The 25,281-nt window shown below is 73.0% G+C and carries 24 protein-coding genes and 1 pseudogene; 10 read left to right on the forward strand and 15 right to left on the reverse strand.

The annotated features are described in order from the left end of the window. Nucleotides 1-319: 319 nt before the first annotated feature. The gene (locus ACIRYZ_RS05160; RefSeq protein ID WP_402939752.1) at nucleotides 320-1,234 is read right to left on the reverse strand and encodes a TIGR01777 family oxidoreductase; all 915 of its coding nucleotides are present in this window, start codon (nucleotides 1,232-1,234) and stop codon (nucleotides 320-322) included. A 55-nt stretch (nucleotides 1,235-1,289) separates the two neighbouring features. Here ACIRYZ_RS05160 and ACIRYZ_RS05165 point away from each other — a divergent pair, with 55 nt between their 5' ends. Continuing rightward, nucleotides 1,290-1,796, forward strand: a complete 507-nt coding sequence (locus tag ACIRYZ_RS05165; RefSeq protein ID WP_402939754.1) for a GNAT family N-acetyltransferase — start codon at nucleotides 1,290-1,292, stop codon at nucleotides 1,794-1,796. A 97-nt stretch (nucleotides 1,797-1,893) separates the two neighbouring features. Continuing rightward, nucleotides 1,894-2,985 carry a DUF2510 domain-containing protein gene (locus tag ACIRYZ_RS05170; RefSeq protein WP_402939757.1) on the forward strand — a complete coding sequence of 364 codons (1,092 nt, stop codon included), beginning with the start codon at nucleotides 1,894-1,896 and terminating at the stop codon, nucleotides 2,983-2,985. A gap of 10 nt (nucleotides 2,986-2,995) precedes the next feature. Here ACIRYZ_RS05170 and ACIRYZ_RS05175 read toward each other — a convergent pair whose 3' ends face one another. From ACIRYZ_RS05175 to cobU, 7 genes and pseudogenes are all read right to left on the reverse strand, one after another. Further along, nucleotides 2,996-3,511: a DUF4240 domain-containing protein gene (locus tag ACIRYZ_RS05175; protein ID WP_387623142.1), complete on the reverse strand. Its 516-nt coding sequence runs from the start codon at nucleotides 3,509-3,511 to the stop codon at nucleotides 2,996-2,998. Nucleotides 3,512-3,651: 140 nt separating this feature from the next. Next, nucleotides 3,652-5,430 carry a 2-oxoglutarate dehydrogenase, E2 component, dihydrolipoamide succinyltransferase gene (gene sucB / locus ACIRYZ_RS05180; protein ID WP_402939760.1) on the reverse strand — a complete coding sequence of 593 codons (1,779 nt, stop codon included), beginning with the start codon at nucleotides 5,428-5,430 and terminating at the stop codon, nucleotides 3,652-3,654. Between the two features lie 65 nt (nucleotides 5,431-5,495). Continuing rightward, nucleotides 5,496-6,884: a dihydrolipoyl dehydrogenase gene (lpdA, locus tag ACIRYZ_RS05185; RefSeq protein WP_402939763.1), complete on the reverse strand. Its 1,389-nt coding sequence runs from the start codon at nucleotides 6,882-6,884 to the stop codon at nucleotides 5,496-5,498. 406 nt (nucleotides 6,885-7,290) lie between these two features. Next, a complete protein-coding gene (locus tag ACIRYZ_RS05190) occupies nucleotides 7,291-8,796 on the reverse strand; it encodes a leucyl aminopeptidase (RefSeq protein ID WP_402939765.1) in 1,506 nt (501 codons plus the stop codon). Nucleotides 8,797-9,052: 256 nt separating this feature from the next. Continuing rightward, on the reverse strand, nucleotides 9,053-9,844 hold the full coding sequence (locus tag ACIRYZ_RS05195; RefSeq protein WP_402939768.1) for an adenosylcobinamide-GDP ribazoletransferase: 792 nt from the start codon (nucleotides 9,842-9,844) through the stop codon (nucleotides 9,053-9,055). A 191-nt stretch (nucleotides 9,845-10,035) separates the two neighbouring features. Then, entirely contained in the window at nucleotides 10,036-11,151 is a 1,116-nt protein-coding gene (locus ACIRYZ_RS05200) for a nicotinate-nucleotide--dimethylbenzimidazole phosphoribosyltransferase (protein ID WP_402939770.1), read from the reverse strand. A 152-nt stretch (nucleotides 11,152-11,303) separates the two neighbouring features. After that, a pseudogene (gene cobU / locus ACIRYZ_RS05205) lies at nucleotides 11,304-11,852 on the reverse strand (bifunctional adenosylcobinamide kinase/adenosylcobinamide-phosphate guanylyltransferase); the annotation flags it as partial. A 120-nt stretch (nucleotides 11,853-11,972) separates the two neighbouring features. On the opposite strand from cobU, the gene ACIRYZ_RS05210 reads away from it, so the two are divergent. Beyond that, on the forward strand, nucleotides 11,973-12,173 hold the full coding sequence (locus ACIRYZ_RS05210; RefSeq protein WP_387623127.1) for a hypothetical protein: 201 nt from the start codon (nucleotides 11,973-11,975) through the stop codon (nucleotides 12,171-12,173). A 34-nt stretch (nucleotides 12,174-12,207) separates the two neighbouring features. On the opposite strand, the gene ACIRYZ_RS05215 is transcribed toward ACIRYZ_RS05210, so the two are convergent. Together ACIRYZ_RS05215 and ACIRYZ_RS05220 are read right to left on the reverse strand one after the other, a co-directional pair. Continuing rightward, nucleotides 12,208-12,948 (reverse strand): class I SAM-dependent methyltransferase, encoded by a 741-nt coding sequence (locus tag ACIRYZ_RS05215; RefSeq protein ID WP_402940530.1) that lies wholly within the window; start codon nucleotides 12,946-12,948, stop codon nucleotides 12,208-12,210. Nucleotides 12,949-13,106: 158 nt separating this feature from the next. Continuing rightward, nucleotides 13,107-13,706: a DUF3043 domain-containing protein gene (locus ACIRYZ_RS05220; RefSeq protein ID WP_402939773.1), complete on the reverse strand. Its 600-nt coding sequence runs from the start codon at nucleotides 13,704-13,706 to the stop codon at nucleotides 13,107-13,109. Between the two features lie 300 nt (nucleotides 13,707-14,006). Between ACIRYZ_RS05220 and ACIRYZ_RS05225 the strand changes: the two genes are divergently transcribed. Together ACIRYZ_RS05225 and ACIRYZ_RS05230 are read left to right on the forward strand one after the other, a co-directional pair. Further along, nucleotides 14,007-14,813, forward strand: a complete 807-nt coding sequence (locus tag ACIRYZ_RS05225) for a PspA/IM30 family protein (protein WP_387623123.1) — start codon at nucleotides 14,007-14,009, stop codon at nucleotides 14,811-14,813. Nucleotides 14,814-14,850: 37 nt separating this feature from the next. Beyond that, entirely contained in the window at nucleotides 14,851-15,150 is a 300-nt protein-coding gene (locus ACIRYZ_RS05230; RefSeq protein ID WP_387623120.1) for a hypothetical protein, read from the forward strand. 194 nt (nucleotides 15,151-15,344) lie between these two features. Here the strand turns inward: ACIRYZ_RS05230 and nadA are convergent, their stop codons facing one another. Then, a complete protein-coding gene (gene nadA, locus ACIRYZ_RS05235; protein ID WP_402939777.1) occupies nucleotides 15,345-16,529 on the reverse strand; it encodes a quinolinate synthase NadA in 1,185 nt (394 codons plus the stop codon). Between the two features lie 191 nt (nucleotides 16,530-16,720). On the opposite strand from nadA, the gene ACIRYZ_RS05240 reads away from it, so the two are divergent. The 3 genes from ACIRYZ_RS05240 to ACIRYZ_RS05250 all read left to right on the forward strand — a co-directional run bounded on the left by ACIRYZ_RS05240 (nucleotide 16,721) and on the right by ACIRYZ_RS05250 (nucleotide 19,850). After that, nucleotides 16,721-17,644, forward strand: a complete 924-nt coding sequence (locus ACIRYZ_RS05240) for an NADP-dependent oxidoreductase (protein ID WP_402939780.1) — start codon at nucleotides 16,721-16,723, stop codon at nucleotides 17,642-17,644. Nucleotides 17,645-17,833: 189 nt separating this feature from the next. Further along, the gene (locus tag ACIRYZ_RS05245) at nucleotides 17,834-18,298 is read left to right on the forward strand and encodes an Lrp/AsnC family transcriptional regulator (RefSeq protein WP_270147404.1); all 465 of its coding nucleotides are present in this window, start codon (nucleotides 17,834-17,836) and stop codon (nucleotides 18,296-18,298) included. Between the two features lie 184 nt (nucleotides 18,299-18,482). Next, the gene (locus tag ACIRYZ_RS05250) at nucleotides 18,483-19,850 is read left to right on the forward strand and encodes a pyridoxal phosphate-dependent decarboxylase family protein (RefSeq protein WP_402939783.1); all 1,368 of its coding nucleotides are present in this window, start codon (nucleotides 18,483-18,485) and stop codon (nucleotides 19,848-19,850) included. Between the two features lie 55 nt (nucleotides 19,851-19,905). Here ACIRYZ_RS05250 and ACIRYZ_RS05255 read toward each other — a convergent pair whose 3' ends face one another. Further along, the gene (locus ACIRYZ_RS05255) at nucleotides 19,906-20,766 is read right to left on the reverse strand and encodes a GNAT family N-acetyltransferase (protein ID WP_402939786.1); all 861 of its coding nucleotides are present in this window, start codon (nucleotides 20,764-20,766) and stop codon (nucleotides 19,906-19,908) included. Between the two features lie 245 nt (nucleotides 20,767-21,011). On the opposite strand from ACIRYZ_RS05255, the gene erpA reads away from it, so the two are divergent. Beyond that, complete coding sequence (gene erpA, locus ACIRYZ_RS05260; RefSeq protein WP_387623529.1) at nucleotides 21,012-21,365, forward strand: iron-sulfur cluster insertion protein ErpA; 354 nt, start codon at nucleotides 21,012-21,014, stop codon at nucleotides 21,363-21,365. Between the two features lie 80 nt (nucleotides 21,366-21,445). Here the strand turns inward: erpA and ACIRYZ_RS05265 are convergent, their stop codons facing one another. Together ACIRYZ_RS05265 and ACIRYZ_RS05270 are read right to left on the reverse strand one after the other, a co-directional pair. Beyond that, nucleotides 21,446-22,129 (reverse strand): hypothetical protein, encoded by a 684-nt coding sequence (locus ACIRYZ_RS05265; protein ID WP_402939789.1) that lies wholly within the window; start codon nucleotides 22,127-22,129, stop codon nucleotides 21,446-21,448. Nucleotides 22,130-22,216: 87 nt separating this feature from the next. Next, entirely contained in the window at nucleotides 22,217-22,438 is a 222-nt protein-coding gene (locus ACIRYZ_RS05270; protein ID WP_402939792.1) for a hypothetical protein, read from the reverse strand. Nucleotides 22,439-22,719: 281 nt separating this feature from the next. On the opposite strand from ACIRYZ_RS05270, the gene ACIRYZ_RS05275 reads away from it, so the two are divergent. After that, nucleotides 22,720-23,697 carry a carbohydrate kinase family protein gene (locus ACIRYZ_RS05275; protein ID WP_393030506.1) on the forward strand — a complete coding sequence of 326 codons (978 nt, stop codon included), beginning with the start codon at nucleotides 22,720-22,722 and terminating at the stop codon, nucleotides 23,695-23,697. A gap of 10 nt (nucleotides 23,698-23,707) precedes the next feature. Here ACIRYZ_RS05275 and ACIRYZ_RS05280 read toward each other — a convergent pair whose 3' ends face one another. Further along, nucleotides 23,708-25,153 (reverse strand): cysteine desulfurase/sulfurtransferase TusA family protein, encoded by a 1,446-nt coding sequence (locus ACIRYZ_RS05280; protein WP_402939796.1) that lies wholly within the window; start codon nucleotides 25,151-25,153, stop codon nucleotides 23,708-23,710. Between the last annotated feature and the right edge of the window lie 128 nt (nucleotides 25,154-25,281).

Here is a 25,281-nt window from a genome sequence, read left to right on the forward strand (position 1 = left end):
TCCGGCCGACGCAGGCAGCGGGGTGCCGGGACACGGTCCGTGGAAGGTGATGCCCAGTCAGTGTGAGCGTCAGACAAGCGCAACGGACCGGATGCGGGGGTCGGGAGGGGTTGTGCGGCGCCGGGCGGGGGCGCGGTCACGGACAGTGCGCCGTGGTGGCCGGGATGCGGGGTCGGCGGGCGCGTACGGTCACCGGGGGCGTGCGACGCGCCCGCCATGTGCTCCCGTGCGCCCCCTGCCGGAGCCCCGTCCGACCCCCGCCCGGCATATGCCCCTGGCCAGGGCAAATGCCGTAGGAGGCCTACGCGCGAAGCGGGAGTCAGAGCGCCGCGCGCACCGCCGAGTCCACGTCCGGGTGCGCGAAGCGGAACCCCGCGTCCAACAGCCGCCGCGGCACCACCCGGTGGCTGCCGACCACCTCGACCGCCAGCTCCCCGAGCACCGCCTTGAGCACCGCCTCCGGCACCGGGAACGGCGTCGGCCGCCCCAGTGCCCGCCCGATCGCCGTGGTCAGCTCGGCGTTGGTCACCGGCTCCGGTGCGGTGAGGTTGAAGGCGCCGGAGAGGTCCTCCCGGTCGATCAGGAACCGCAGCGCGGCCACCTCGTCGGCCAGCGAGATGTAGCTCCAGTACTGCCGCCCGTTGCCCAGCCGTCCGCCCAGGCCCAGCTTGAACAGCGGGAACAGCCGCCCGCCCGCCCCGCCGGCGGTGGAGAGCACCATCCCGGTGCGCGGGTGCACGACCCGGATCCCGGCCCGCTCGGCCGGCCGCGCCGCCGCCTCCCACTCCAGGCAGACCTCGGCCAGGAAGTCGTCCCCGGCGGGGGAGTCCTCGTCGATCACCCGGTCGCCGGTCTGTCCGTACCAGCCGACCGCGGAGGCGCTGACGAGCACCCGCGGCGGCTCCTTGAGTTCGGCCAGTGCGACGGCCAGGGTCTCGGTGCCGTAGACCCGGCTCTCCCGGATCTCCCGCTTGTACGCGTCCGTCCAGCGCCGGTCGCCGACCCCGGCACCGGCCAGGTGCACCACCGCCTCGACTCCGGCGAGGCCGTCCCGCTCGACCTGGCCGAGCAGCGGGTTCCAGCCGATCGCCGTACTGCCGTCGGGCTGCGGGCCCGTCCTGGTGCGGCGCCGGACCAGCCGGACCACCTCGTGGCCGTCCGCCAGCAGGGAGCGGACGAGTGCCGAACCGATCAATCCCGTGGAGCCTGTGACAGCGATGCGCATGGGCCCCATCCTCGCAGTACTTAATCCCCGTCACGTTCGTACGCGCGTCATTAGGCTGACGCGCATGCCCCGTGACTCCCATGGCGATCTGATCATCCGTCCGGCGCGGTCGGAGGACGACCGCGAGCTCGCCGCCCTCGACCGGGCCTCCTGGTCCACCCTCTCCGACGTCTCCCCGGAGCCGCAGGCCAGGGACGGGATCTTCGACGAGCGGCACACTCCCGACCAGTACCTGCTCGCCGTGCTGGACGGCCGGATCGTCGGTTACACCCGCCAGGTCCCGCCGACCCCGCTGGCCAGCAACCGGCACGTCCGGCAGATCCAGGGCCTCGTCGTCGACGACACGGTCCGCGGCCGGGGCATCGGCCGCCGCCTGGTCGAGGCGGCCTGCACCGCGGCCCGGGCCGAGGGCGCCCGCAGGCTGACCCTGCGGGTGCTCGGCTGGAACGCCCCGGCCCGTCGGCTGTACGAGAGCTGCGGCTTCGTCGTGGAGGGCTCGCTGACCGAGGAGTTCCTGATCGACGGCCAGTACGTGGACGACATCTGGATGGCCCGCCGACTGGTCGACTGAGGCACACGAGCTGACGTGGCGTCAGTGGAGCGGGCGCTGCAGAGTCGTGACGTACCCACCCTGTCTGGAGCCGTGCCCCGCCGGGTACCGTACGCCCGTGAGCAACTCGACGCCTCCCGGGTGGTACCCGGTCCCCGGTGCGGACGGCACCCCCGGTCACGAGCGCTGGTGGGACGGCAATGCCTGGACCAGCGAGGTCCGGCCGCTCCAGGGCGGCGCCGGACAGCTCGCCGACGCCCCGACCCAGGCCTGGCAGCCGCCGGCCCCGCAGCCCCCGCAGCCCGGCTACGGCTACCCGGCGCAGGGCGGCTCGCCCGCCCCCGGCTACGGCTACCCCGGCCAGGACGGCCGGGCCCCCGGCTACGGCTACCCGGGCCAGGACGCCGGCCAGACCCCCGGGTACGGCTACCCCGGCCAGGAGGCCTACCAGGGCGGTGGCTACTACCCGGGCCAGGGCTACCAGCCGCCCGCCCCCGCGGGGACCAAGCCCGGTGTGATCATCGGGATCACGGTCGGCGTGCTGGCCGTGGGCGTGATCATCACCGGGCTCGTGCTCAGCCAGGGCGGCGACCCGAAGGCGGGCCCGACCCCGAGCCCCACCGTGTCGGTCAGCCGGAGCGACAGCCCCGGGCCGACCCCCTCCCCGACCGAGAGCACGACCACCGTCGCGCCGCCCAAGCCCGTCCCGGTCGTGAAGAGCACCGTCCCGGACGCCCAGCACGCGATAACCGTCCCGGTGCTGGACGGCTGGGACGTGTCGCCCAACCCGGCGCACTCCACGGTCTACCTCGGCAGCGGCCGCTACACCTGCGCGGACGGCAACGCGTGCATCCGCGGCCAGTTCTCGGTGGAGAAGGACACCATCCAGGGCGACTCGCCCAAGGCGGCCGCCGACGCCGCGATGCCGGCCTACGCCGGGGGCATCTTCACCGGGATCACCTCGCACACCGACTCCGGCTCCGGCTCCGTCAGCGTCGCCGGAGTGCTCGGCTACGCCACCCGCTGGCACGTCCGCACCTCGGACGGCACCCAGGGCTACGTCCTGCTGGCCGCCGTCCCGGCCAAGGGCGGCGGCTACGTGGTCTTCGAGGGCGGTGTGGACGACGACCCGGCCGCGCCGGACGCCTCGGTGCTGGACCAGATCCTCAAGGGCATCAAGCAGGACGGCAGCTCGGGCAGCAGCACCTGACCGATCCCGATCAGTCCCCGTAGCGCTCCCAGAGCTTGGGGAAGCGTTTCGCCATGACGTCCGGGTCGTCGAAGTCCAGCGCCGCCCCGGCCGGCCGCCCGGCCTGTCGACCGCCCACCTCGGGCAACGGCAGGCCGGTCAGCCGCTCGTACGCCTCGTCGGCCGCGTAGCCGAGGTCCTCGGCCTCGCCGTCCTCCTCCTCGTCGAACTCGGGCAGCAGGTCCGCCAGGTCGTCCGGCTCGGCCAGCCCGCCCTCGAAGACCTCCCGGCCCTGGCCGATCAGCCAGCAGCGGAAGAAGTCGAAGGTGTCCTCGGAGGCGCCGTCCAGCAGCAGGTAGGCCGCGCCCCACAGGTCGTAGCGGTAGGCGCGCTGGAACCGGGCCTCGAACAGCCGGGCGAAGTCGATCACGTCGTCCGGGGTCAGCCGGACGAGGTGCTCGACCAGCCGGTCGGCCTGCTCGTCGGGATCGCCCTCGGCGGCCTCCCGGGTCTCGTCGATGATCTGCCAGAAGTCGGTCTCGTCCATCACCGCTCCAGCATCCCCGCTCGGCCGCCTCGGCGCATGCCGCGACCCGAGGAGAAGACGGCGGAATCCCGCGCCGTCCGGGAACGGCGGAACCCCGCGCCGTCCGGGGACGACGCGGGGTTCGGTACGACCGGGGTGCCTTACAGGCCGAGCTCGACCTCGAACTCGCCGGCCTCCAGGATCTCCTTGACCGCGACCAGGTAGCGGGCGGCGTCGGCGCCGTCCACCAGGCGGTGGTCGTAGGAGAGCGACAGGTAGGTCATGTCGCGGATGCCGATGGCGGTGCCGCCGTCGGCCTCGATGACGACCGGGCGCTTCACGGTGGCGCCGATGCCCAGGATGGCGGCCTGGTTCGGCGGCACGATCACGGTGTCGAACAGTGCACCGCGCGAGCCGGTGTTGCTGATGGTGAAGGTGGCGCCGGACAGCTCGTCCGGGGTGATCTTGCTGTCGCGGACCTTGGCGGCCAGCTCGGCGGTCTTCTTCGAGATGCCGGCGATGTTGAGGTCGCCCGCACCCTTGATGACCGGGGTCATCAGACCCTTCTCGGAGTCCACCGCGATACCGATGTTCTCGGTGTCGAAGTAGGTGATGGTGCCCTCGGCCTCGTTGATCCGGGCGTTGACGACCGCGTGGGCCTTCAGCGCCTGGGCGGCGGCCTTGACGAAGAACGGCATCGGGGAGAGCTTGACGCCCTCGCGGGCGAGGAAGCCGTCCTTGGCCTTGGCGCGCAGCGACATGATCTTGGTGACGTCCACCTCGACCACGCTGGTCAGCTGGGCCTGCTCGTGCAGGGCCTTCATCATGTTGTCGCCGATGACCTTGCGCATGCGGGTCATCTTGACCGTCTGGCCGCGCAGGACGGACGGCGCGGCGGCGGCCTTCGGCGCGGCGGCCGGAGCGGCGGCGGCGACCGGGGCCGGGGCGGCCTTGGCGGCCTCCGCGGCGGCGATGACGTCCTGCTTGCGGATGCGACCGCCGACGCCGGTGCCGGCGACGGAGGACAGCTCGACACCCTGCTCGGCGGCGAGCTTGCGCACCAGCGGGGTGACGTAGGCGTCACCGGCGTCGGCGGCCGGGGCGACCGGGGCCGGAGCGGCGACCGGGGCCGGAGCGGCGACCGGAGCCGGAGCGGCGACCGGAGCCGGAGCGGCGACCGGAGCCGGGGCCGGGGCAGCCGGGGCGACCGGAGCGGCAACCGGGGCCGGGGCGGCGACCGGAGCCGGGGCAGCCGGGGCGACCGGAGCGGCGACCGGGGCCGGAGCGGCGACCGGAGCCGGCGCAGCGACCGGGGCCGGAGCGGCAGCACCCGGGGCACCGATCAGCGCGAGCTGGGCGCCGACCTCGGCGGTCTCGTCCTCGCCGACCAGGATCTTGACGACGACGCCGGCGACGGGCGACGGGATCTCGGTGTCGACCTTGTCGGTGGAGACCTCGAGCAGCGGCTCGTCGACCTCGACCGTCTCACCCTCGGCCTTCAGCCAGCGGGTGACGGTGCCCTCGGTGACCGACTCGCCCAGCGCGGGCAGCAGCACCGGGTGGGCGTCGCCGGCCGGCGCGGCAGCAACCGGAGCGGCAGCCGGGGCCTCGGCGACCGGAGCCGGAGCGGCGACCGGGGCGGCCGGGGCAGCGACCGGAGCGGCCTCGACGGCGGGCGCCGGGGCGGCAGCGGCGGCCTCGGAGCCGTCGTGGATGATCGCCAGCTCGGCGCCGACCTCGACGGTCTCGTCCTCGCCGACCTTGATCGAGGCCAGGATGCCGGAGGCGGGAGCCGGGATCTCGGTGTCGACCTTGTCGGTCGACACCTCCAGCAGCGGCTCGTCGACCTCGACACGCTCACCCTCGGCCTTCAGCCAACGGGTGACGGTGCCCTCGGAAACGCTCTCGCCCAGCGCGGGCAGTGTTACTGAGACCGCCATGGTTTCAGCGACTCCTATCAAGTCTTGCGTACGGGAAGTACTGGAAAAGGGGGTGGTGGGCGCGATCAGTCGTGCGCGTGCAGCGGCTTGCCGGCCAGCGCCAGGTGCGCCTCGCCCAGGGCCTCGGACTGGGTCGGGTGCGCGTGGATCAGCTGCGCGACCTCGGCCGGCAGGGCCTCCCAGTTGTAGATCAGCTGGGCTTCGCCGACCTGCTCGCCCATGCGGGCGCCGACCATGTGGACGCCGACCACGGCGCCGTCCTTGACCTGGACGAGCTTGATCTCGCCGGCGGTCTTCAGGATCTTGCTCTTGCCGTTGCCGGCCAGGTTGTACTTGAGGGTGACGACCTTCTCCTTGCCGTACAGCTCGACGGCCTTGGCCTCGGAGATGCCGACGGAGGCGACCTCGGGGTTGGAGTAGGTCACCCGCGGGACGCCGTCGTAGTCGATCGGCATCGGCTTCAGGCCGGCCAGGCGCTCGGCGACCAGGATGCCCTCGGCGAAGCCGACGTGGGCGAGCTGCAGGGTCGGGGCGAGGTCGCCGACGGCCGAGATGGTGGGCACGTTGGTGCGCATGTACTCGTCGACCAGGACGTAGCCGCGGTCCATCGCGACGCCGTTCTCCTCGTAGCCGAGGCCGGCCGAGACCGGGCCGCGGCCGATGGCGACGAGCAGCAGGTCGGCGTCGATCTGCTTGCCGTTCTCGGTGGAGACGCGGACACCGCTCTCGGTGTACTCGACGCCCGAGAAGCGGGCCTTCAGCTCGAACTTGATGCCGCGCTTGCGGAACGCGCGCTCCAGCAGCTTGGAGGAGTTCTCGTCCTCGAGCGGGACGAGGTGCGGCAGCGCCTCGACGATGGTGACCTCGACGCCGAAGGACTTCCAGACCGAGGCGAACTCGACGCCGATGACGCCGCCGCCCAGGATGACGGCCGACTTCGGGATGCGGTCGAGCTTGAGGGCGTGGTCGGAGGAGATCACGCGGTTGCCGTCGATCTCCAGGCCCGGGATCGAGCGCGGCACCGAACCGGTGGCCAGGACGATGTGGCGGCCTTCGATGCGCTGGCCGTTGACGTCCACCGAGGTCTGCGAGGAGAGCTTGCCCTCGCCCTGGATGAAGGTGACCTTGCGGGACGCCACCAGGCCCTGCAGGCCCTTGTACAGGCCGGCGATGACGTCGTCCTTGTACTTGTGGACGCCGTTGATGTCGATGCCCTGGAAGGTGGCCAGCACGCCGAACTCGGCGGCCTCCTTCGTCTCGTCCGCGATCTCGGCGGCGTGCAGCAGCGCCTTGGTCGGGATGCAGCCGCGGTGCAGGCAGGTGCCGCCCAGCTCACCCTTCTCGATCAGGGCAACGCTCAGACCCAGCTGAGCGGCGCGGAGCGCCGCGGCGTAACCGCCGCTTCCGCCTCCGAGAATGACTACGTCGAAAACGGTGCTGGCGTCGTTCGCCACGTCACGTCCTCCATGCAATGGGGTGGGTCGCCGGGCCGGTCGCGGTCCGGTGGGTCGGATGCCTTTGTGAGGCGCCCAGTCGTGCCGGAAATACATCTTCGCACTTGTTCGCGGCGGCTGATGTCCGGGTCCGCCCCAGGGGTGTCCCACAGGGTGGTCGCCGGGGCGGGAACACCCCAGACGGAAGGGCATCATCGCAGCTCAACGCGGTATTGACAGCCGCCGGACGGGCGCCTTCCGCCCTGTTCGCCGCTACCTCTTCCGCTCTGTGGAACAAAGTTTCGCCCGTGGCGAACAGAGGTGCGCCCGGGTGTCCCGGCCTACTCGCAGGTAACCCCCGCGGGAACGCCGACGGGGGCCCGGCGCGTGTGCGCCGGGCCCCCGTGGAGGCTCAGGTCCGGTCGGATCAGGCCTTGCCGTTGGCCGCGGTCTGCTCGGCGAAGCGGACCAGGGTGCGCACCGCGCTCGCGGTGCCGCCCTTCGGGGTGTAGCCGAACGGCGCGCTCTCGTGGAACGCCGGGCCGGCGATGTCCAGGTGCGCCCAGTCGGTGCCCTCGGCCACGAACTCCTTCAGGAAGAGGCCGGCCACCAGGCCGCCGCCCATCCGCTCGCCCATGTTGGCCAGGTCGGCGATGGTCGACTCGGTGAAGCCCTTGCGCAGCTCGGCCGGCAGCGGCATCGGCCAGGACTGCTCGCCGACCTCGCCCGCGATGGCGTGCAGGTTCTCGCGCAGCTCGTCGCTGTTGGACATCACGCCGAAGGTGCGGGTGCCCAGGGCCAGCACCATGGCGCCGGTCAGGGTCGCCACGTCGACGATGACGTCCGGGTTCTCCTCGCCGGCCCGCACGATCGCGTCGGCCAGCACCAGACGGCCCTCGGCGTCGGTGTTCAGCACCTCGACGGTCTTGCCGCCGTACATGCGCAGCACGTCACCCGGGCGGGTGGCGGAGCCGGACGGCATGTTCTCGGCCAGCGCCAGCCAGCCGGTGACGTTGACGGCCAGGCCCAGGCGCTTGGCGGCCACCACGGCGGCGAACACGGCGGCGGCGCCGGCCATGTCGCACTTCATGGTCTCGTTGTGGCCGGCCGGCTTCAGCGAGATGCCGCCCGAGTCGTAGGTGATGCCCTTGCCGACGAAGGCCAGCGTGGCCTTCGCCTTCGGGTGGGTGTAGGCCACCTTCACCAGCCGCGGCGGGTTGGCCGAGCCGCCGCCGACGCCCAGCAGGCCGCCGTAGCCGCCCTTGGTCAGGGCCTTCTCGTCCAGCACCTCGACCTTGAGGCCGTGCTCCTTGCCGGCCGCCTGGGCGATCGCGGCGAAGCTCTTCGGGTTCAGGTCGTTCGGCGCGGCGTTGACCAGGTCGCGGGCGCGGTTCATCTCCTCGCCGATCGCGGCGGCGCGCTCCACGGCGGCCTTGGCGTCCTTGCTGCCCTTGCGGGCGGCCAGCACGACCAGCTCGCCGACCGGCTCCTTGCCGTTGCCGTTGCCCTTGTACGTGCCGAAGGCGTACGAGCCGAGCAGACCGCCCAGCGCCAGCGCCTCCACGTCGTCCGCGGACTCGGTCGGCAGGGCCAGCGCGGCCTTCTTGGCGCCGGCCAGGGCGCGGGCGGCGACACCGGCGGCGCGGCGCAGCGCCTCCGGCTCGTAACGCTCCTCGGCAGCCTCGCCGAGGCCGACCGCGAGGACGAGCGGGGCCTTCAGGCCGGCGGGGGAGGGCACCTTGACGGTCTCGCCCTCGGCGCCGGTCGCGCCCAGGGTGCTGAGGACCTCGGCCAGCTTGCCCTCGAACGCCTCGTTCACGGCCTCGGCGCCGGGGGCCAGCACGATGCCCTTCGGGCCCTTCGCGAGACCGACCACCAGGGCGTCCGCGCGCAGCGAGGCGGCGGAGGAGGTGCTCACAGACAATGCAGTCACGTAATGCGTCCTGTTCTTTCGCGGGTCCACGGCCGGTCGCGGCGTGACTGCCGAACCGGCGCAGCCCGCCGTGGCAGGCCGTCCGCCGACGGGTCTGCGGGTCCGGGCCCCCTGGTGCGCGCGTCCGCCGTGGCGGCCGCGCACACCAGAGGCCCCGGCTCCTCGGTACCCGCCGGCGGGCAGGACCTGCCACGGTGCAGGGCTGCGGTGCTTCACGCATGGTAGTCCGCATGGTGGGATCACGCGCCGCCCGGTGTCAGCCGAGCAACGCCAAGGCGAACAGCGTGCCGGTGGCCGCCGTCTCCGCCGTCGCGCCGAGCACGTCCCCGGTGATTCCGCCGAACCGTCGGACACAGCGTCCGAGCAGCAGCCGGGCGCAGCCGACGCCGAGCACAACGGCCAGCGGGAGTCGAAGAGCTGACCATCCGTCGAACAGCCCGGCCGCTGCGACGGCCAGTGCCCCGAGGGCCGTCCCGGCGGCGGCCCCGGCGGGCGTCACGGTGCTCGCCACCATCGCCCCGAGCCCACCCGGACGGGCGGCCGGCACCGACCGCAGACAGCCCCAGCCGAGCGCGCACCGGGCGGCCACCGCCGAGGCGAGCACCGCGAGCGCGCCGCGCGGCACCGAGTGCCCGAACTGCCCGGCCAGCGCGGCGACCTGGGCCAGCAGTACGAGAAGGAGGGTCAGTACGCCGAACGGGCCGATGTCGGACTGCTTCATGATCCGCAGTGCGTCCTCGGCCGGCTTGCCGCTGCCCAGCCCGTCGGCGACGTCCGCCAGACCGTCCAGGTGCAGCCCCCGGGTCAGCGCGGCGAGCGCCCCCACCGCCGTCACCGCCCCGAGCAGCCCGCCCGCCCGCCAGGCCACCAGCGCCCCCGCCCCGGCCGCGACGGCGCCCAGCACCAACCCCACCGCCGGGGCCACCGTCATCGCCCGCGCCCCCGCCGCGCGGTCCCACCGCTCCACCCGCACCCGCAGCACCGACAGCGTCCCGAACGTGAACCGCAGCCCCTCGCCCCACGTCGCCCGCTCGCCGTCGCCGGCCATCGCTCCCACTCCCTCACCGCACCGCACTGCACCGCACGAACCAAACCCCCGGGCCCCGCACCGACCGAAGCCCCGCGCCCCGGACAAACAGAATCCCCGCGCCCCGAAAGGGACGCGGGGAACTGCGCGAAGCGGAAGGGCCGGGCCTGCCGCCTGAGCACCAACGCTCAGTCGCAGGCGCCCCGCCCCTGCTACAGCCTCCTGAGCAGATCCGCCGCCGAGGGCAGCTTCGGCTGCTCCTTGGGAGCCGCCGGGACGAACGGCCTCGGCGCCTCGTCCGCGAGCGCGTCGCCCGCCGCCTGGAGCAGCGGCAGCGCCAGCAGCGCGCCGACACCCTCGCCCATGGTGATCCCCTGGTCCTGCAGTGGCGTCAGGGTCAGTCGGTCGTACGCCTTCGCCTGGGCCGGCTCGCCGCTGGACTGCCCGGCCCGCCACCACTCCGGGGCCCGGAAGGCGATCCGCTGCGCGACCAGCGCGCAGGCGGCCGAGACCACACCGTCCAGCACCACCGGCAGCCGGCGGACGGCGGCCTGCAGCAGGAAGCCGGTGATCGCCGCGAAGTCGGCCCCGCCGGTCGCGCCGAGCAGGGCGATCTGGTCGCCGAGCACCGGCCGGGCCCGCCGCAGCGAGTCCCTGATGGTGGCGCACTTGACCATCCACACCCGGTCGTCGATGCCCGAGCCGCGTCCGCAGACCGCGGCGGCGTCCGTCCCGCACAGCGCGCCGACCAGCACGGCGGCCACCGTGGTGGCGCCGACCCCGAGGTCGCCGAGCAGCACCAGGTCGGTGCCGGAGTCGGCCTCCTCGTCGGCCACGGCCATGCCGGCCCGGAACGCCCGTACGGTCTCCTCCGGGGTGAGCGCGTCCTCGACGTCGATCCGGCCGGAGCCGCGCCGGATCCGGTGGGTGACCACCTCGTCCGGGAAGTTCGCGGCGTCGGTGTCCACGCCGACGTCGACCACCCGTACCTCGGCGCCGTAGCGCGCGGCCAGCCGGGCCACCGGCGCGGTGCCGTCGAGCACCGCCCGCACCCGGGCCGCGGTGCCGCCCTGGGCGGGCAGCCGGGAGACCCCGAGCGCGGCCACACCGTGGTCCGCGGCGAACAGCAGCACCTTGGGGGCCGACACCGGCCGCACCGGGGAGTGCCCCTGTACGGACGACAGCCAGCTGCCCAGCTCCTCCAGCTTGCCGAGCCCGCCGCGCGGTCGGCCGGCCTCCTGCCAGCGCTCCTCGGCGGCCCGCCGGGCGCTGTCGTCGGGGCGCTCGACGAGCGAGGAGAACGCGTCGAGATCCACGGTCTTGTCCATATATCCGTTTCTCGCTCACAGCGCAGGATGCGCGAGGTACGTTCGGGGTCTGCACCAGGCAGTGGTCAGGGCTTGGCCGTCATGAGACTGCGCAAGCGGTCGAGTGAGAAGCCGCCTCACTTGCTGAGGCGGAGGAGTCACCGTCCGGAAGGCTACACGCCAACGGATTTGATGGTCAGGACTTGTCCGGCCACGACCAGCAGTACCCGGTCCGCGGCGTCCGCCACCGCCATGTTCAGCCGTCCGAGGGTGTCTCGGAACCGGCGGCCGGCGGCGGTCGCCGGGACGACACCCATGCCGACCTCGTTGCTCACCGCGACGACCGTCCGTGAGGTGGCCGCCCAGGCCGCGGCCAGTGCCTGGCAGCGACGCTGCACCGCGGCCTCGCCGCCGTCCGCCCAGGCCCGGTCGTCCCAGGCGTCACACTCGTCCATCACCGAGGTCAGCCACAGCGCCAGGCAGTCGATCAGCACCGGCGACGGGTCGGCGGCGTCGGTGAGCACGGCCTCCAGGTCGCAGGTCTCGGCGGTGCGCCAGCTCGCCGGCCGCCGCTCCCGGTGCAGCTCGATCCGCTGGGCCCACTCGGCGTCGCCGTCCCGGGTGCCGCCGGTGGCCACGTACAGGACGTCCGGCCGGTCGGCGAGCAACTGCTCGGCGCGGGTGGACTTGCCGGAGCGCGCGCCGCCGAGCAGCAGCGTGCGGGGGAGCGGGGAGTGGGGCGACATGGCGCCCATCCTGCCCGACCAGGCATACGGAAGATCGAGCCGGGCAGGCTATGGTGCGCACCACATAGGCAGCGGGAAGCGCGGGAGGAGCCGGGCATGGTCTGGACGTGGCGGTACGAGAAGGCGGACGGCAGTGCGGTGACGCCCACCGGCGGCCAGGAGGAGTTCGCCGGCCAGGGGGACGCCGAGACCTGGATCGGGGAGAGCTGGAAGCAGCTCGTCGAGGACGGCGTGGACACCGCGGTCCTGCTGGACGACGGTCAGCAGATTTACGCGATGAGCCTGCACGAGGCCTGAGCCCCCGCCCCGGGGGACGGCGGGCGATCAGCCGCTACTTCGCCCCGATCACGTGCAGCAGCGCGGCGACCCGCCGGTACGGGTCGGTGCGGGCGGCCCGGTCCTCGGCTTCCAGCAGCTGGGCCAGCTGGCGCCCGTCCACCGGCGGGGTCGCGTCGTCGGGCGCGTTGTCGGTGAAGACCCGCACGCCGTACCAGTGTTTGAGCGGCACCGACACCTCGGAGAGGGTGACGGTCAGGTCGGCGAGCCGGTCGGCCCGGGCGGCCAGCCCGAGCCGGTTGTAGTACCGGTCGCTCTCGAAGGCGTGCAGGGCGGCCCGCCAGTCCCCGGCGGCGGCGGGCCGCAGCGCCAGCGCGTCGCGGTTGCGGACCAGCAGCGAGAGCAGACCGCCGGGCGCCAGCAGCCGGGCCAGCGAGGCGATCATCGGGTCCGGGTCGGGCAGGTACATCAGGACGCCGTGGCAGAGCACCACGTCGAAGCTGCGCGGGCCGAACCAGCGCCCGCACTGGTGGCCGTCACCGCTGAGCAGCTGCAGCCGGCCGCGCACCTCGGACGGTTCCTCGGCCAGCGCCCCCTGGGCGACGTCGAGCGCGACCGGGTCGGAGTCGATCCCGGTGACGTAGTGGCCGGCCCGCGCGAGCCGCAGGGCCTGGGTGCCCTGGCCGCAGCCGATGTCGAGGACGCGCTGCGCGGTGCGGCCGGTCAGCTGCTCGGCGAGCTGGCGGGAGACGAGCTCCTGGCGGACGAAGTTGCGCAGTCCGCCGAGCCGGTCCAGCCAGGCGCCGGCGCCGCCGGCGAAGGAGCCGCTGCGCGAGGGCAGCCGACGCTCCTGGCCGAGCCGGTCGTGGCCGCCGTCCCCCTGTCCGGGAAGCGCGTACAGGCCGGGCCCCTCCCAGGAGGGCGGGGCCCAGCCGGAGTCCACCGGTTCGGCGGTCAGGGCTTCTCCCCGCGCCGCACCTGCGGCTTGGGCAGGCGCAGCCGGCGCATCTGCAGGGTGCGCATGATGCCGTAGGCGACCACGCCGCGGGTGTTCTGCCCGGCGAAGCGCTCGCCCAGCTGCTTGCGCAGGCCGAAGCCGAGGCGCACGAAGTCCAGGACCACCAGGACGAAGAACAGCAGGAACAGCAGCGTCGACAGCAGCTGCAGGGCCTGCACCTTGATGATGCTGAGCACCAGGATGACGACGGCGGCGGGCAGGAAGAACTCGGCCAGCGACCAGCGCGAGTCGATGTAGTCACGGGCGAACTTACGCACCGGGCCCTTGTCGCGGGCCGGCAGGTGGCGCTCGTCGCCGTCCATCAGGGCCTGGCGCTGCTTCTCGCGCTCGACCCGCATCCGGTCGCGCGCCTGGCGGGAGGCCTCCTTGCGGTCCTTGGGCACCGTCACCCGGGTACGCCGGTTGGCCTCGGCCTCACTGCGCTTGGGGGTGGGGCGGCCCTTCTTGGCCTGCGGGTGGCGGGCCTGGGTCGTCTCGTCCTGCTTCTCCAGCACGGTGGCGGAGGCGGCGGCATCATCTGAACGGCGTCGGAACACACCACCAGCGTACGGGGTGCGTCGCCGCGACCACGGGTCCCCTCGGACCCAAACGCATATCGATCCTCCGGGTCCGGCCCCGAACCGGGTTTCCCGAGCCCTTCCCGTAGGGGATCAGTCGGATGGACTATGGGGAGGATGAGAGTCGGATCCACCCGGGGGATGAGGAACTGCCACCGGTCGCTGTAGCAGTCTTGTTGCAGGCAGGTGCACTGCGGCGACGGGCTCGCTGCACATACACTCGTCGTGTCTGGTAACGAGATATACACCGCAGGCCGGAGAAGGGGGCACCCGAGGCCCATGAGCGACGGAATCATGAAGCGTATGGGGCTGATCTTCCGCTCCAAGGCGAACAAGGCCTTGGACCGGGCGGAGGATCCGCGTGAGACGCTTGACTACTCCTACCAGAAGCAGCTCGAACTGCTGCAGAAGGTACGGCGTGGTGTCGCGGACGTCGCGACCTCGCGCAAGCGCCTGGAACTCCAGCTGACCCAGCTCCAGCAGCAGTCCGCGAAGTACGAGGACCAGGGCCGCAAGGCGCTGTCGCTCGGCCGCGAGGACCTCGCGCGCGAGGCGCTGACCCGCAAGGCCAACATGCAGTCCCAGATCAACGACCTGGAGACGCAGTACCAGGCCCTGCAGGCCGAGGAGGAGAAGCTCACGCTCGCCTCCCAGCGGCTGCAGGCCAAGGTGGACGCCTTCCGCACCAAGAAGGAGACCATCAAGGCCACCTACACCGCGGCCCAGGCGCAGACCCGCATCGCCGAGTCCTTCTCCGGCATCTCGGAGGAGATGGGCGACGTCGGCCTGGCCATCCAGCGTGCCGAGGACAAGACCGCGCAGATGCAGGCCCGGGCCGGTGCGATCGACGAGCTGCTGGCCTCCGGCGCGCTCGACGACGCGAGCGGTCTCGGCCGCAAGGACGACATCGAGGCCGAGCTGGAGCGGGTGGCCGGCGGCTCCGACGTCGAGCTGGAGCTCGCCCGGATGAAGGCCGAGCTGTCCGGCGGTTCCTCCTCCGGTCCGGCGGCGATCGAGCAGGGGCAGCCGCAGCAGCAGCCCCAGCAGCAGCCGCAGGACACCCCGCGCATCAACTACAACAAGTGATCTGAGCTCGACCCCACGAACCAGGGAGACGCACGGCATGATCATGAGGGTCATGGGTGAGGGGCAGTTCGAGGTGGGCGAGGACCACCTGAACCTGCTCAACCAGCTCGACGACGAGTTGCTCACCGCAGTGGAGTCGGGCGACGAGGAGAACTTCCGCCAGGCCTACGGCAAGCTGCTGGACGCGGTGATGCGGTACGGCACCCGGTTGCCCGACGACGCTCTGGAGCCGTCCGACCTGATCCTGCCGAACTCCGAGGCGACGATCAGTGAGGTCCGCGCGCTGCTGCTGTCCGAGGGCGAGGGCGTGATCCCGGGGTTCCCCGAGTACGAGTAGCTCCTCCGGCTGTTGCCAGACGAAAGGGCGGGCCCCCTCCGATGGGAGGGGGCCCGCCCTTCGGTGCTAGTCGCCCGCTCGCCTGTGACTCGCCGGCCCGGGGCGGTGACCCGCCCGCTCGCCTGTGACTCGCCGGCCCGGGGCGGTGACCCGCCCGCTCGCCTCCGGGCGAGCAGGCGGGTCGCGGGGCCGGACTACGGCAGGGCCAGCATCCGGTCCAGCGCCTCCTTGGCGTACTTCTCGGTCTCCGGGTCGACGGTGATCACGTTCGGCACCCGGCCCTCGACCAGCGACTCCAGCGCCCAGACCAGGTGCGGCAGGTCGATCCGGTTCATGGTCGAGCAGAAGCAGACCGCGCGGTCCAGGAAGACGATCTCCTTGTCCGGGTGCGCCTTGGCCAGGCGGCGGACCAGGTTCAGCTCGGTGCCGATGGCCCACTTGGTGCCGGGCTCGGCCGCGTCCAGGGCCTTGATGATGTACTCGGTCGAGCCCACCATGTCGGCGGCCGCGACGACCTCGTGCTTGCACTCGGGGTGCACCAGGACGGTCACGCCGGGGATCCGCTCGCGGACGTCGTTCACCGAGTCCAGGCTGAACCGGCCGTGCACCGAGCAGTGGCCGCGCCAGAGGATCATCTTCGCGTCCCGCAGCTGCTCGGCGGTCAGGCCGCCGTTCGGCTTGTGCGGGTTGTAGACGACGCAGTCGTCCAGCGAGAAGCCCATGTCGCGCACGGCGGTGTTGCGGCCGAGGTGCTGGTCGGGCAGGAAGAGCACCTTCTCGCCCTGCTCGAACGCCCACTCCAGGGCGCGCTTGGCGTTGGAGGAGGTGCAGATGAGGCCGCCGTGCCTGCCGGTGAAGGCCTTGATGTCGGCGGAGGAGTTCATGTACGAGACCGGGACGGTGACGTCGGCTATGCCGGCGTCGGCCAGCACGTCCCAGCACTCGGCGACCTGCTCGGCGGTGGCCATGTCGGCCATCGAACAGCCGGCCGCGAGGTCCGGCAGGACGACCTGCTGCCGGTCGCTGGTGAGGATGTCCGCGGACTCGGCCATGAAGTGCACGCCGCAGAAGACGATGTACTCGGCCTCGGGGCGGGCCGCCGCGTCGCGGGCGAGCTTGAAGGAGTCGCCGGTGACGTCGGCGAACTCGATCACCTCGTCGCGCTGGTAGTGGTGTCCGAGGATGAAGACGCGGTCGCCGAGCGCGGCCTTGGCCGCGCGGGCGCGTTCGACGAGGTCCGGGTCGGAGGCCGGGGGGAGGTCGCCGGGGCACTCGACGCCGCGCTCGCTGTTCGGATCGGCCTCCCGGCCGAGCAGCAGCAGAGCGAGCGGCGTCGGAGTGGGGTCGACGCCGTAGGTCTCGGTGATGGTGGTGGTCACGGGCGGGTGCCCTTCTGTGCGGCCGATCAAGCGGTTGAGCCTTTTCGTCTATCTGACGCTATCTATTCTAACCGGTTAGCGTCAGAGTGACGATGGCCATCCTGTCGATGTGACGAGAACCGCTCGCCAAAACGAATGCTTCCGGGCGTGGCCGAATCGATATTTCGAAGCCGCCGGGTATGGCTGAGCCCATGAAGGCAATCGCGATCAACCGCTACGGCGGCCCCGAGGTGGTCGAGTACACCGACCTGCCCGACCCCAAGGTCGGGCCCGACTCGGTCCTGGTGCAGGTACGGGCGGCCGGGGTGAACCCGGTGGACTGGAAGATCCGGGACGGCGCCCTGGACGGCATGCTGGACGTCCACTTCCCGCTGGTCATGGGCTGGGACGTGGCCGGCGTGGTCCGCGCCGTCGGCGGCGGGGTGACTGAGTTCACCCCCGGCGACGAGGTGTACGGCTACGTCCGCAAGGACGCCGTCGAGCACGGGACCTACGCCGAGCTGGTCTCCGCCCCCGTCCGTACCCTCGCCCGCCGGCCCGCCGCGCTGGACTGGGCGCAGTGCGGCGGCCTGCCGCTGGCCGGGCTCACCGCGCTGCAGAGCCTGCGGGTGCTGCGGCTCACCGAGGGGGAGACCTTGCTGGTGCACGCCGCGGCCGGCGGGGTCGGCCACCTGGCCGTCCAGATCGCCCGCGCCCGCGGCGCCCGGGTGATCGGCACGGCGGGCGAGCGCAACCACGACTACCTGCGCGGCCTGGGCGCCGAGCCGGTCGCCTACGGCGAGGGCCTGGCCGAACGGGTCCGCGCGCTCGCCCCGGACGGCGTGGACGCGGCCCTCGACCTGATCGGCCGCGGCGCCGTCCAGGTCTCGGCCGGGCTGGTGGCCGACCCGGGCCGGATCGCCTCGATCACCGACTTCGGCGTGAAGGCCCTCGGTGGCCACTACGTCTGGGTCCGCCCGGACACGGCGGACCTGGCCGAACTGGCCGAGCTCGCCGACGACGGCCGGCTGACCGTCACCGTCGCCTCCACCTTCCCGCTCGCCCAGGCGGCCTCCGCCCAGGCGCTCAGCGCCGAGGGCCGCACCCGGGGGAAGATCGTCCTGCTGGTGGACTAGCTAGAGGCCTGTCCGGCGGATCCCCGCCGGACAGGCCCGGGCCTTCTCCCCGTCATCCGCCAGCGATGAACTCGTTCAGGTCATCCGCCAGAATGGGTGGCGAACCGTTTCGGCAGCGGCCGTGGCCGAGCACCAGCCGCCGCCGGGACGTCCCCTCGACCCCCGCACGACCCGTGGAGCCCCGCACCGATGACCAGCAGCCGAGCGCACGAGGTGATCGGGGCCGACCTGGACGAGACCGATCGGCAGCTCCTCGCCCGCCTCGGCAGCGACGGCCGCGCCTCCTACGCCGAGATCGGCCTGCAGGTGAACCTCTCCGCCACCGCCGTGCGCCGTCGGATCGACCGGCTCCGGGCGCGCGGTGTGGTGCGGGGCTTCACCGTGGTGCTGGACCCGGCCGTGCTCGGCTGGCAGACCGAGGCCTTCGTCGAGGTCTACTGCCGCGAGCGCACCGCCCCCGAGGAGATCCTCGCCAGCCTGCGCCAGTTCCCCGAGGTGGTCGCCGCCTGGACGGTCACCGGGGACCCGGACGCCCTGGTCCACCTGCGGGCCGCCGACATGCGCCATCTGGAGGCCGTCATCGAGCGCATCCGGCGCGAGCCCGGCGTCCAGCGCAGCCGCTCCTCGGTGGTCCTCTCCCAGCTGATCGGCTGACCCGTCCGGCCCCACGCAGGAATCCTGCGCGGACCCGCCCGAAGACGCTCGAAACCTGCCTGACCAGCCGCGTTCCGACGCGCGTCGAAGCACCGCCGCTGCCTACGCTGATCACGTCCGGTCGGCGCGGTGAGGCGTCCCGCAGACCGGATCCCCCCGACACCCACAGCCGAGAGGGACAGCCGTGTCCGCAGCACCCGACCGCATGCACCGGCCCGACAACGAACTGGTCGACCTGGTTTTCGACTACATGCGGGAGCGACTGCAGTACGACCCCGTTCCGCTCGACCACCCCGGTGACGGCGAGCACCTGCGCGCCCAGCTGTCCGGCCTGCTGAACCAGGACGGCAACAACCCGGCCGACGTGCTCAAGCTCTACGACCACGAGCTGTCCCGCGCGGTCATCTCCGCCGACAGCCCGCGCTACCTGTCCTTCATCCCGTGCGCCCCCACCAAGGCCGCGCTGCTGTTCGACATGGTCGTCTCCTGCGCCTCGCTGCAGGGCATCTCCTGGCTGGAGGCGGCCGGCGCGATAGCCGCCGAGAACCAGGTGCTGCGCCTGATCGCCGACCGCGCGGGCCTGCCCCAGACGGCCGGCGGCTGCTTCGTCTCCGGCGGATCGGCGGGCAACCTGTCCGCCCTGGTCGTCGCCCGCGACACCGCCCGCCGCCGCCTCGGCGTCGGGCCGGAGGCGCGGCTGCGGATAGCCGTCGCCGACCAGGTGCACTCCTCGGTCAAGAACACCTTCAACATCATCGGCGTCGAGGCCTTCAAGGTCCCGACCGTCAACCGGCGCTTCACCGGCGAGGCGCTGCGCGCCGCCCTGGCCGCCGACCCCAACCCCGAAACGGTGATCGCGGTCGTCGGCACCGCCGGCACCACCAACGAGGGCATCGTCGACGACCTCAAGGGCCTGGCCGAGGTCGCCCGCGAGCGCGACCTGTGGTTCCACGTGGACGGCGCCTACGGCGGCGCGGGCCTGTTCGCCCCCTCGGTGCGCGAGCGCTACGACGGCATCGAGCACGCCGACTCCTTCGTGGTCGACCCGCACAAGTGGCTGTTCGCCCCCTTCGACTGCGCCGCGCTGATCTACCGCAACCCGCAGCTCGCCCGCGCCGTGCACACCCAGGACGCCTCCTACCTGGACGTCCTGCACACCGAGGGCGACGAGTGGAACCCCACCGACTACGCCTACCACCTGACCCGGCGCGCCCGCGGCCTGCCGCTCTGGTTCTCGCTGGCCGTGCACGGCGTCCAGGCCTACACCGACGCCGTCGAGACCGGCCTCCAGCTGGCCCGGGACACCGCCCAGCTGATCCGTGACACCGAGCACCTGGAGCTGCTGTTCGACCCGCAGCTCTCCGCCGTCTGCTTCAAGCGCAAGGGCTGGACCAACGAGGACTACTACCGCTGGTCGCAGCAGCTGCTCGCGGACCAGATCGGCTTCGTGACCCCGACCGGCTGGGACGGCGAGACGGTGGCCCGCTTCGCCTTCCTGCACCCGGGCACGACCATGGAGATGGTCCGGGAGATCCTGGACACCATGGCCTGATCGACGCCCCGCGCGTACGGCCCCACCGGCTCGCCCGGCGGGGCCGTACGCGCGCCTACAGGAACGCTCCGCTCGGCAGGTACGGGCTCGGCGGCCGCATCCCGCGCACCCCGACGAAGCCTCCGGTCTCCGGCGTCAGCCCGACCTCCAGGCCGACGTCCAGCGCCCACTCCTGCTCGGCGGTCAGGTACTCCACCCGTGCCTCGGCCCCGTCCGGCACCCGGGCCAGCGCCTCGCGCAGCAGCCGGGCGGCGATCCGCTTGCTGGTGGCCGCCAGCAGCCGCACCGTGCCGCCGTCCCGGTAGCAGTAGCCGCTGCCGGCCAGCGCGTCGGCGACCAGCAGCTCCTCGAAGTGCCCGAGCATCAGCTCGTGGTCCGGGCCGTGCGCCGACCCGCGCAGCCGCCGGTCCACCGAGTCCAGCAGGTGCAGCTGGGTGGCGTTGCCGCGGTGCACCGGGATGTCCCCCGGGTCGATCAGCCCGTTCCGGTCCACCCGTCCGGTCAGCCGCATCGCCGGGTGCAGGGTGAACCCGGCCAGCCGGTAGCGGCGGGCCGCCGCTGGGGAGGACGAGGCGCAGACCATCCCGCGCAGACAGCCCCGCGCGTGCGCCGTGGCCCGTTCCAGCAGCAGCCGGCCGACCCCCTTGCCCTGCGCGGACGGGCGGACGGCGAACAGCGAGGGCGTCCACAGGCCCTCGCGGCGCATCGACAGCACCACCCCGACCGCCTCCCCGCCGCTTTCCGCCAGCCAGCAGCCCCCGGGATCGGTGCGTGCCAGGTGCCGGGTCCGGGCCAGCTGCAGCGGTGTCGGCTCGGGCGGCGCCGGAGCGGCGGTCGGCTCGGTGAAGGCGGCGAAGGACAGTTCCTGGACGACCTCCGCGTCCGCTGCGGTGTCCCTGACCTGGCGAAGGATCATGCCGACCATCCTGGCGTCCGACGGACGGCCGCGGGGCCGGTTCACCCGGATCCAGGACCGGGGCGGTGCCCCGCACTGCCCGGTTGTGCGAGCATGGGGAGCGTAAGGGAGACGGGTGGCACACCCGGCCCACGGAAACCAGCCGCCGAACAGGCCGCTGAAATCCATCGCCGTCCGGGAAATGAATCCGGACGGCCGTTGGTTGGCACTGGCGGCAGACCGTCGTCAAGACCGGGAGAAAGCAGATGACCGTCCAGGACGAGACCACCGTCGAGAGTGGCATCCTCCTCACCGATGCCGCCGCGGCAAAGGTCAAGGCCCTGCTGGAGCAGGAAGGCCGCGAGGACCTCGCGCTGCGCGTCGCCGTCCAGCCCGGTGGCTGCTCCGGCCTGCGTTACCAGCTGTTCTTCGACGAGCGCTCGCTCGACGGCGACGTGGTGAAGGACTTCAACGGCGTCAAGGTCGTCACCGACCGGATGAGCGCCCCGTACCTGGGCGGCGCCACCGTCGACTTCGTCGACACCATCGAGAAGCAGGGCTTCACGATCGACAACCCGAACGCCACCGGCTCCTGCGCCTGCGGCGACTCCTTCAGCTAAGCCTGAAGCGCGGGCCCAGCCCGAAACGCGTGAGGCGGCCCCGGGGAACTTCCCCGGGGCCGCCTCACGCGTTTCCACGGCTAGCGGGCCGCGCCGTCCGGGGTCACCGGGTCCGGGCCGGCGTGCGGGTCGCCCTCCAGCGGCACCTCCTGGCCGCTCGTCCGGTCGACCACCGTCCGCCCGGCCAGCGGTGAGCGCAGATCGGCGGCGACCGCCTGCCGCTTGGCCAGCGCGGTGCAGACCTGCCCCGGCTGGACGGTCGGCGGGCCCGGCACGATCTCGACGGCCACCTTGCCCGCCTGCGACTCGTCCGCCTTCAGCGCGTACTTGGTGCAGACCCCGCCGAAGAAGTAGACGGTCAGCTTGTTGCCGCCGTCCGCCCGGTAGGCGATCGGCGGACGCACCGCGGGACCGGCCCCGGTGCCGGCCGGGTTGGGCTCGCCCGGGGCGATCGCGTTGCCCGGGGGAGTGGCCGCCCCCGACGGCTGCCCCGGGGCGGGCTGGGCCGGAGTGGGGGCCCCGCCGGTCGGCGGCGTCCGGGCCGGCTCGCCGGTCGCCGTCGTGGACGGGGTGCCGGAGGCGGTCGGGGCCTGCGGGGCGCCACTCACCGAGACCGAGGAACTCGCGGAGGCGGAGGCGCCCGCCGAGTCCGCCGAGCTCTTGCCGTCCCCGTTGCACCCGGCCACCGTCACCACCGCCGCCAGCGCCACAGCCGCCAGGGCCACCGCCCGCCGACCGCGCCGGGGCATCGTCTCCAGGTCCATCTGCACATCCTCCCGAGGGCTCAGCGGCGCCGCCCCTCGGCCGCTCCGCGCGGATGTGACGTGCCCCGGTCGGATCCGGTTCCGTTCTCAGACGGAACGGATCATGCCGTACTCGGCCATCCCGGCGACCAGCCGCTGCGCCCCGGACGGGACCCGGACGCCGACGGACGCGGGGGCGGTCGGCTCCGGGTCCGCCGCCAGCAGCGGCCAGAACCGGCGCAGCCGCCGCGAGGAGCTCACCAGCGCGTCGAGGGTCTCGCCGTCGGCTTCACCCCGGAGGGCGGACGGCGGGGAGTGTTTGGGCATCATCGGGCATCGCTCCGATCCAGAGCCGTGGCGGCACTGCCACGGTCGAAGTCGGGACCCGCCCGGTCCGGCCGGACCCCTCTAAGGCCGACCCTAGGCCCGGTTTCCGTACACCCACCAGTGCTACCCGGAGGTAGTACACGTTCGAGGGCGAGGGGTGCCACCATGGCCGGAGGGGGACAGCTTGAGCGGCACTCTTGCTGGCGCACGGTGCGGGCCCGGTACCGTGAGTGGGTTCATTCGACCCCGCCCGCTGGCCCTGCTGCCATCTTGAGGAGACCTCCGTGCGTATCGCCGTCGCCGGCTCGATCGCCACCGACCATCTGATGACGTTCCCCGGTCGGTTCGCCGACCAGCTCGTCGCCGAGCAGCTGCACACCGTGTCGCTGTCGTTCCTGGTCGACGCCCTGGACATCCGCCGCGGCGGTGTCGCGCCGAACATCGCGTTCGGCATGGGCGTGCTCGGGCTCCGGCCGGTCCTGGTCGGCGCCGCCGGTGCGGACTTCGCCGAGTACCGCAGCTGGCTGGAGCGCAACAACGTGGACTGCGACTCCGTCCACATCTCCGAGACCCGGCACACCGCCCGCTTCATGTGCACCACGGACGAGGACCACAACCAGATCGCCTCGTTCTACACCGGTGCCATGGCCGAGGCCCGCAACATCGAGCTCAAGCCGATCGCCGACCGCGTCGGCGGCCTCGACCTCGTCCTGGTCGGCGCCGACGACCCGCAGGGCATGGTCCGCCACACCCAGGAGTGCCGCACCCGCGGCTACTCCTTCGCCGCCGACCCCTCCCAGCAGCTGGCCCGCCTGGAGGGCGACGACATCCGCGAGCTGGTGGACGGCGCCGCGTACCTGTTCACCAACGAGTACGAGGCCGCGCTGATCGAGAACAAGACCGGCTGGGGCGCCGAGGAGCTGCTCACCCGCGTCGGCACCCGGGTCACCACCCTGGGCAGCAAGGGCGTCCGGATCGACCGCAAGGGCGAGGCCCCGATCCTGGTCGGCTGCGCGAAGGAGGAGGCCAAGGTCGACCCGACCGGCGTCGGCGACGCCTTCCGGGCCGGCTTCCTGACCGGCCTGTCCTGGCAGCTGGACCTGGAGCGCGCCGCCCAGCTCGGCTGCATGCTCGCCACCCTGGTGATCGAGACCGTCGGCACCCAGGAGTACGAGCTGCGCCCGAGCGCCTTCCTGAAGCGCTTCGAGGAGAACTACGGCGCCGAGGCCGCCGCGGAGATCCGCGCCCACCTGGTCAAGTAGGCCCGCTCCCTCAGGAGCGGCGCAGCACCAGGTAGGCCGAGCCCCGGTCGCCGCCGTACTCGGCGGCCGGGGCCTCGCCCGCGTACTCCTGCCCGCGCATCTCGCACCAGGCCGGGATGTCCAGCCGGGCCGCCTCGTCGTCCGCCAGCACGGCGACCGTGCCGCCCACCGGCACCTCGCCGATCCGCTTCGCCAGCTCGATCACCGGCAGCGGGCAGCGCTGGCCCAAGGCATCGATGATTGTGACGCGCCCGCTCGCGGTCTGTGCCACCGGCTCCGGCGCCACCGCCACCGGCGCCGGCAGGTCCAGCCCGAGCGGGGCCCGGACGCCCGCCACCAGGTCCGGCAGCACGGTGAGGAAGCGCTCCACGTCCGCCTCGGCTGTCCCGTACGGCAGCGAGACCCGGACGTTGCCCTCGGTGAGCACCCCCATCGCGGCCAGCACATGGCTCGGTGTCAGCGTCGAGGAGGTGCAGGAGGAGCCGGAGGAGACCGCGAAGCCCGCCCGGTCCAGCTCGGTGAGCAGTACCTCGCCGTCCACGTACAGACAGGAGAAGGTGACGATGTGCGGCAGCCGTCGCACCGGGTCGCCGACCACCTCGACCTCGGGCACCAGCTGCGGCACCCGGGTGCGGATCCGTTCCACCAGCGCGTGCAGCCGGGCGTTCTCCCGCTCGGCCTCGGCCCGTACGGCGCGCAGCGAGGCGGCCGCGGCCACGATCGCCGGGACGTTGACGTAGCCGGGCACCCGGCCGCCCTCGCGCTCGTCGGCCGGCAGCGGCGAGGAGTACCGGACCCCCTTGCGTACGGCGAGGACCCCGACCCCGGGTGGCCCGCCCCACTTGTGGGCGCTCGCGGTCAGCAGCGACCAGCCCGCCGGGACGTCCGTCCGCCCGACGCTCTGCGCCGCGTCCACCAGCAGCGGCACCCCGGCCTCGGCGCACAGCGCGGCGACCTCGCCGACCGGCTGGACGGTGCCCACCTCGTGGTTGGCGCTCTGCAGCGCGGCCAGCGCGGTGTCCGGGCGCAGCAGGGAGCCGAAGACCTCCGGGTCCACGCGCCCGGTGCGGTCCACCGGGGCGACCGAGACCGAGCCCCCGCCCGCCTCTCCCCCGGCTTCCGGCCGGGGGTACTCCCATCGCTCGGCGACGTGCAGCACGCTGGAGTGCTCCACCGCGGAGTGCACCAGGTGCGCGCCGCGCCGCCGGTTCCCGGTCAGGGCGCCCAGCAGGCCGAGTTGGACGGCCTGGGTGCCGCTCGCGGTGAAGGCGATCTCGTCCGCCCGCGCGCCCAGGACGGCGGCCACCGTCTCGCGGGCGGCGTCCAGCAGCATCCGGGCCTGTCGGCCGGAGCGGTACAGCCGGGCCGGATCGGCCCAGCCCTCGTCCAGGGCGGCGGTCAGGGCCTGCCGCGCGACGGGGTGCAGAGGGGCCGTCGAAGCCACGTCGAAGTACACGGTGACATTTAACGACACACTCGGGCGCGCCTCCGCTCCGGCCGCGTGGCTCACCAGCCGTCAGTCGATCATCCTTAATGTCCGCTTCGTCCGCGACCGACGGGCCGTCACTCACGTTGTTCGAGGTC

The organism is Kitasatospora sp. NPDC101155, from assembly GCF_044768305.1.
Classification (GTDB): Bacteria; Actinomycetota; Actinomycetes; order Streptomycetales; family Streptomycetaceae; genus Kitasatospora.

Excerpts from the sequence above, each read along its gene's own strand:
- ACIRYZ_RS05160 (WP_402939752.1), bottom strand. The coding sequence starts at position 1,234 with ATGGGGCCCATGCGCATCGCTGTCACAGGCTCCACGGGATTGATCGGT.
- ACIRYZ_RS05165 (WP_402939754.1), top strand. The coding sequence starts at position 1,290 with ATGCCCCGTGACTCCCATGGCGATCTGATCATCCGTCCGGCGCGGTCG.
- ACIRYZ_RS05175 (WP_387623142.1), bottom strand. The coding sequence starts at position 3,511 with ATGGACGAGACCGACTTCTGGCAGATCATCGACGAGACCCGGGAGGCC.
- sucB (WP_402939760.1), bottom strand. The coding sequence starts at position 5,430 with ATGGCGGTCTCAGTAACACTGCCCGCGCTGGGCGAGAGCGTTTCCGAG.
- ACIRYZ_RS05195 (WP_402939768.1), bottom strand. The coding sequence starts at position 9,844 with ATGGCCGGCGACGGCGAGCGGGCGACGTGGGGCGAGGGGCTGCGGTTC.
- ACIRYZ_RS05200 (WP_402939770.1), bottom strand. The coding sequence starts at position 11,151 with ATGGACAAGACCGTGGATCTCGACGCGTTCTCCTCGCTCGTCGAGCGC.
- ACIRYZ_RS05210 (WP_387623127.1), top strand. The coding sequence starts at position 11,973 with ATGGTCTGGACGTGGCGGTACGAGAAGGCGGACGGCAGTGCGGTGACG.
- ACIRYZ_RS05225 (WP_387623123.1), top strand. The coding sequence starts at position 14,007 with ATGAGCGACGGAATCATGAAGCGTATGGGGCTGATCTTCCGCTCCAAG.
- ACIRYZ_RS05230 (WP_387623120.1), top strand. The coding sequence starts at position 14,851 with ATGATCATGAGGGTCATGGGTGAGGGGCAGTTCGAGGTGGGCGAGGAC.
- ACIRYZ_RS05240 (WP_402939780.1), top strand. The coding sequence starts at position 16,721 with ATGAAGGCAATCGCGATCAACCGCTACGGCGGCCCCGAGGTGGTCGAG.
- ACIRYZ_RS05245 (WP_270147404.1), top strand. The coding sequence starts at position 17,834 with ATGACCAGCAGCCGAGCGCACGAGGTGATCGGGGCCGACCTGGACGAG.
- ACIRYZ_RS05255 (WP_402939786.1), bottom strand. The coding sequence starts at position 20,766 with ATGATCCTTCGCCAGGTCAGGGACACCGCAGCGGACGCGGAGGTCGTC.
- erpA (WP_387623529.1), top strand. The coding sequence starts at position 21,012 with ATGACCGTCCAGGACGAGACCACCGTCGAGAGTGGCATCCTCCTCACC.
- ACIRYZ_RS05265 (WP_402939789.1), bottom strand. The coding sequence starts at position 22,129 with ATGGACCTGGAGACGATGCCCCGGCGCGGTCGGCGGGCGGTGGCCCTG.
- ACIRYZ_RS05270 (WP_402939792.1), bottom strand. The coding sequence starts at position 22,438 with ATGATGCCCAAACACTCCCCGCCGTCCGCCCTCCGGGGTGAAGCCGAC.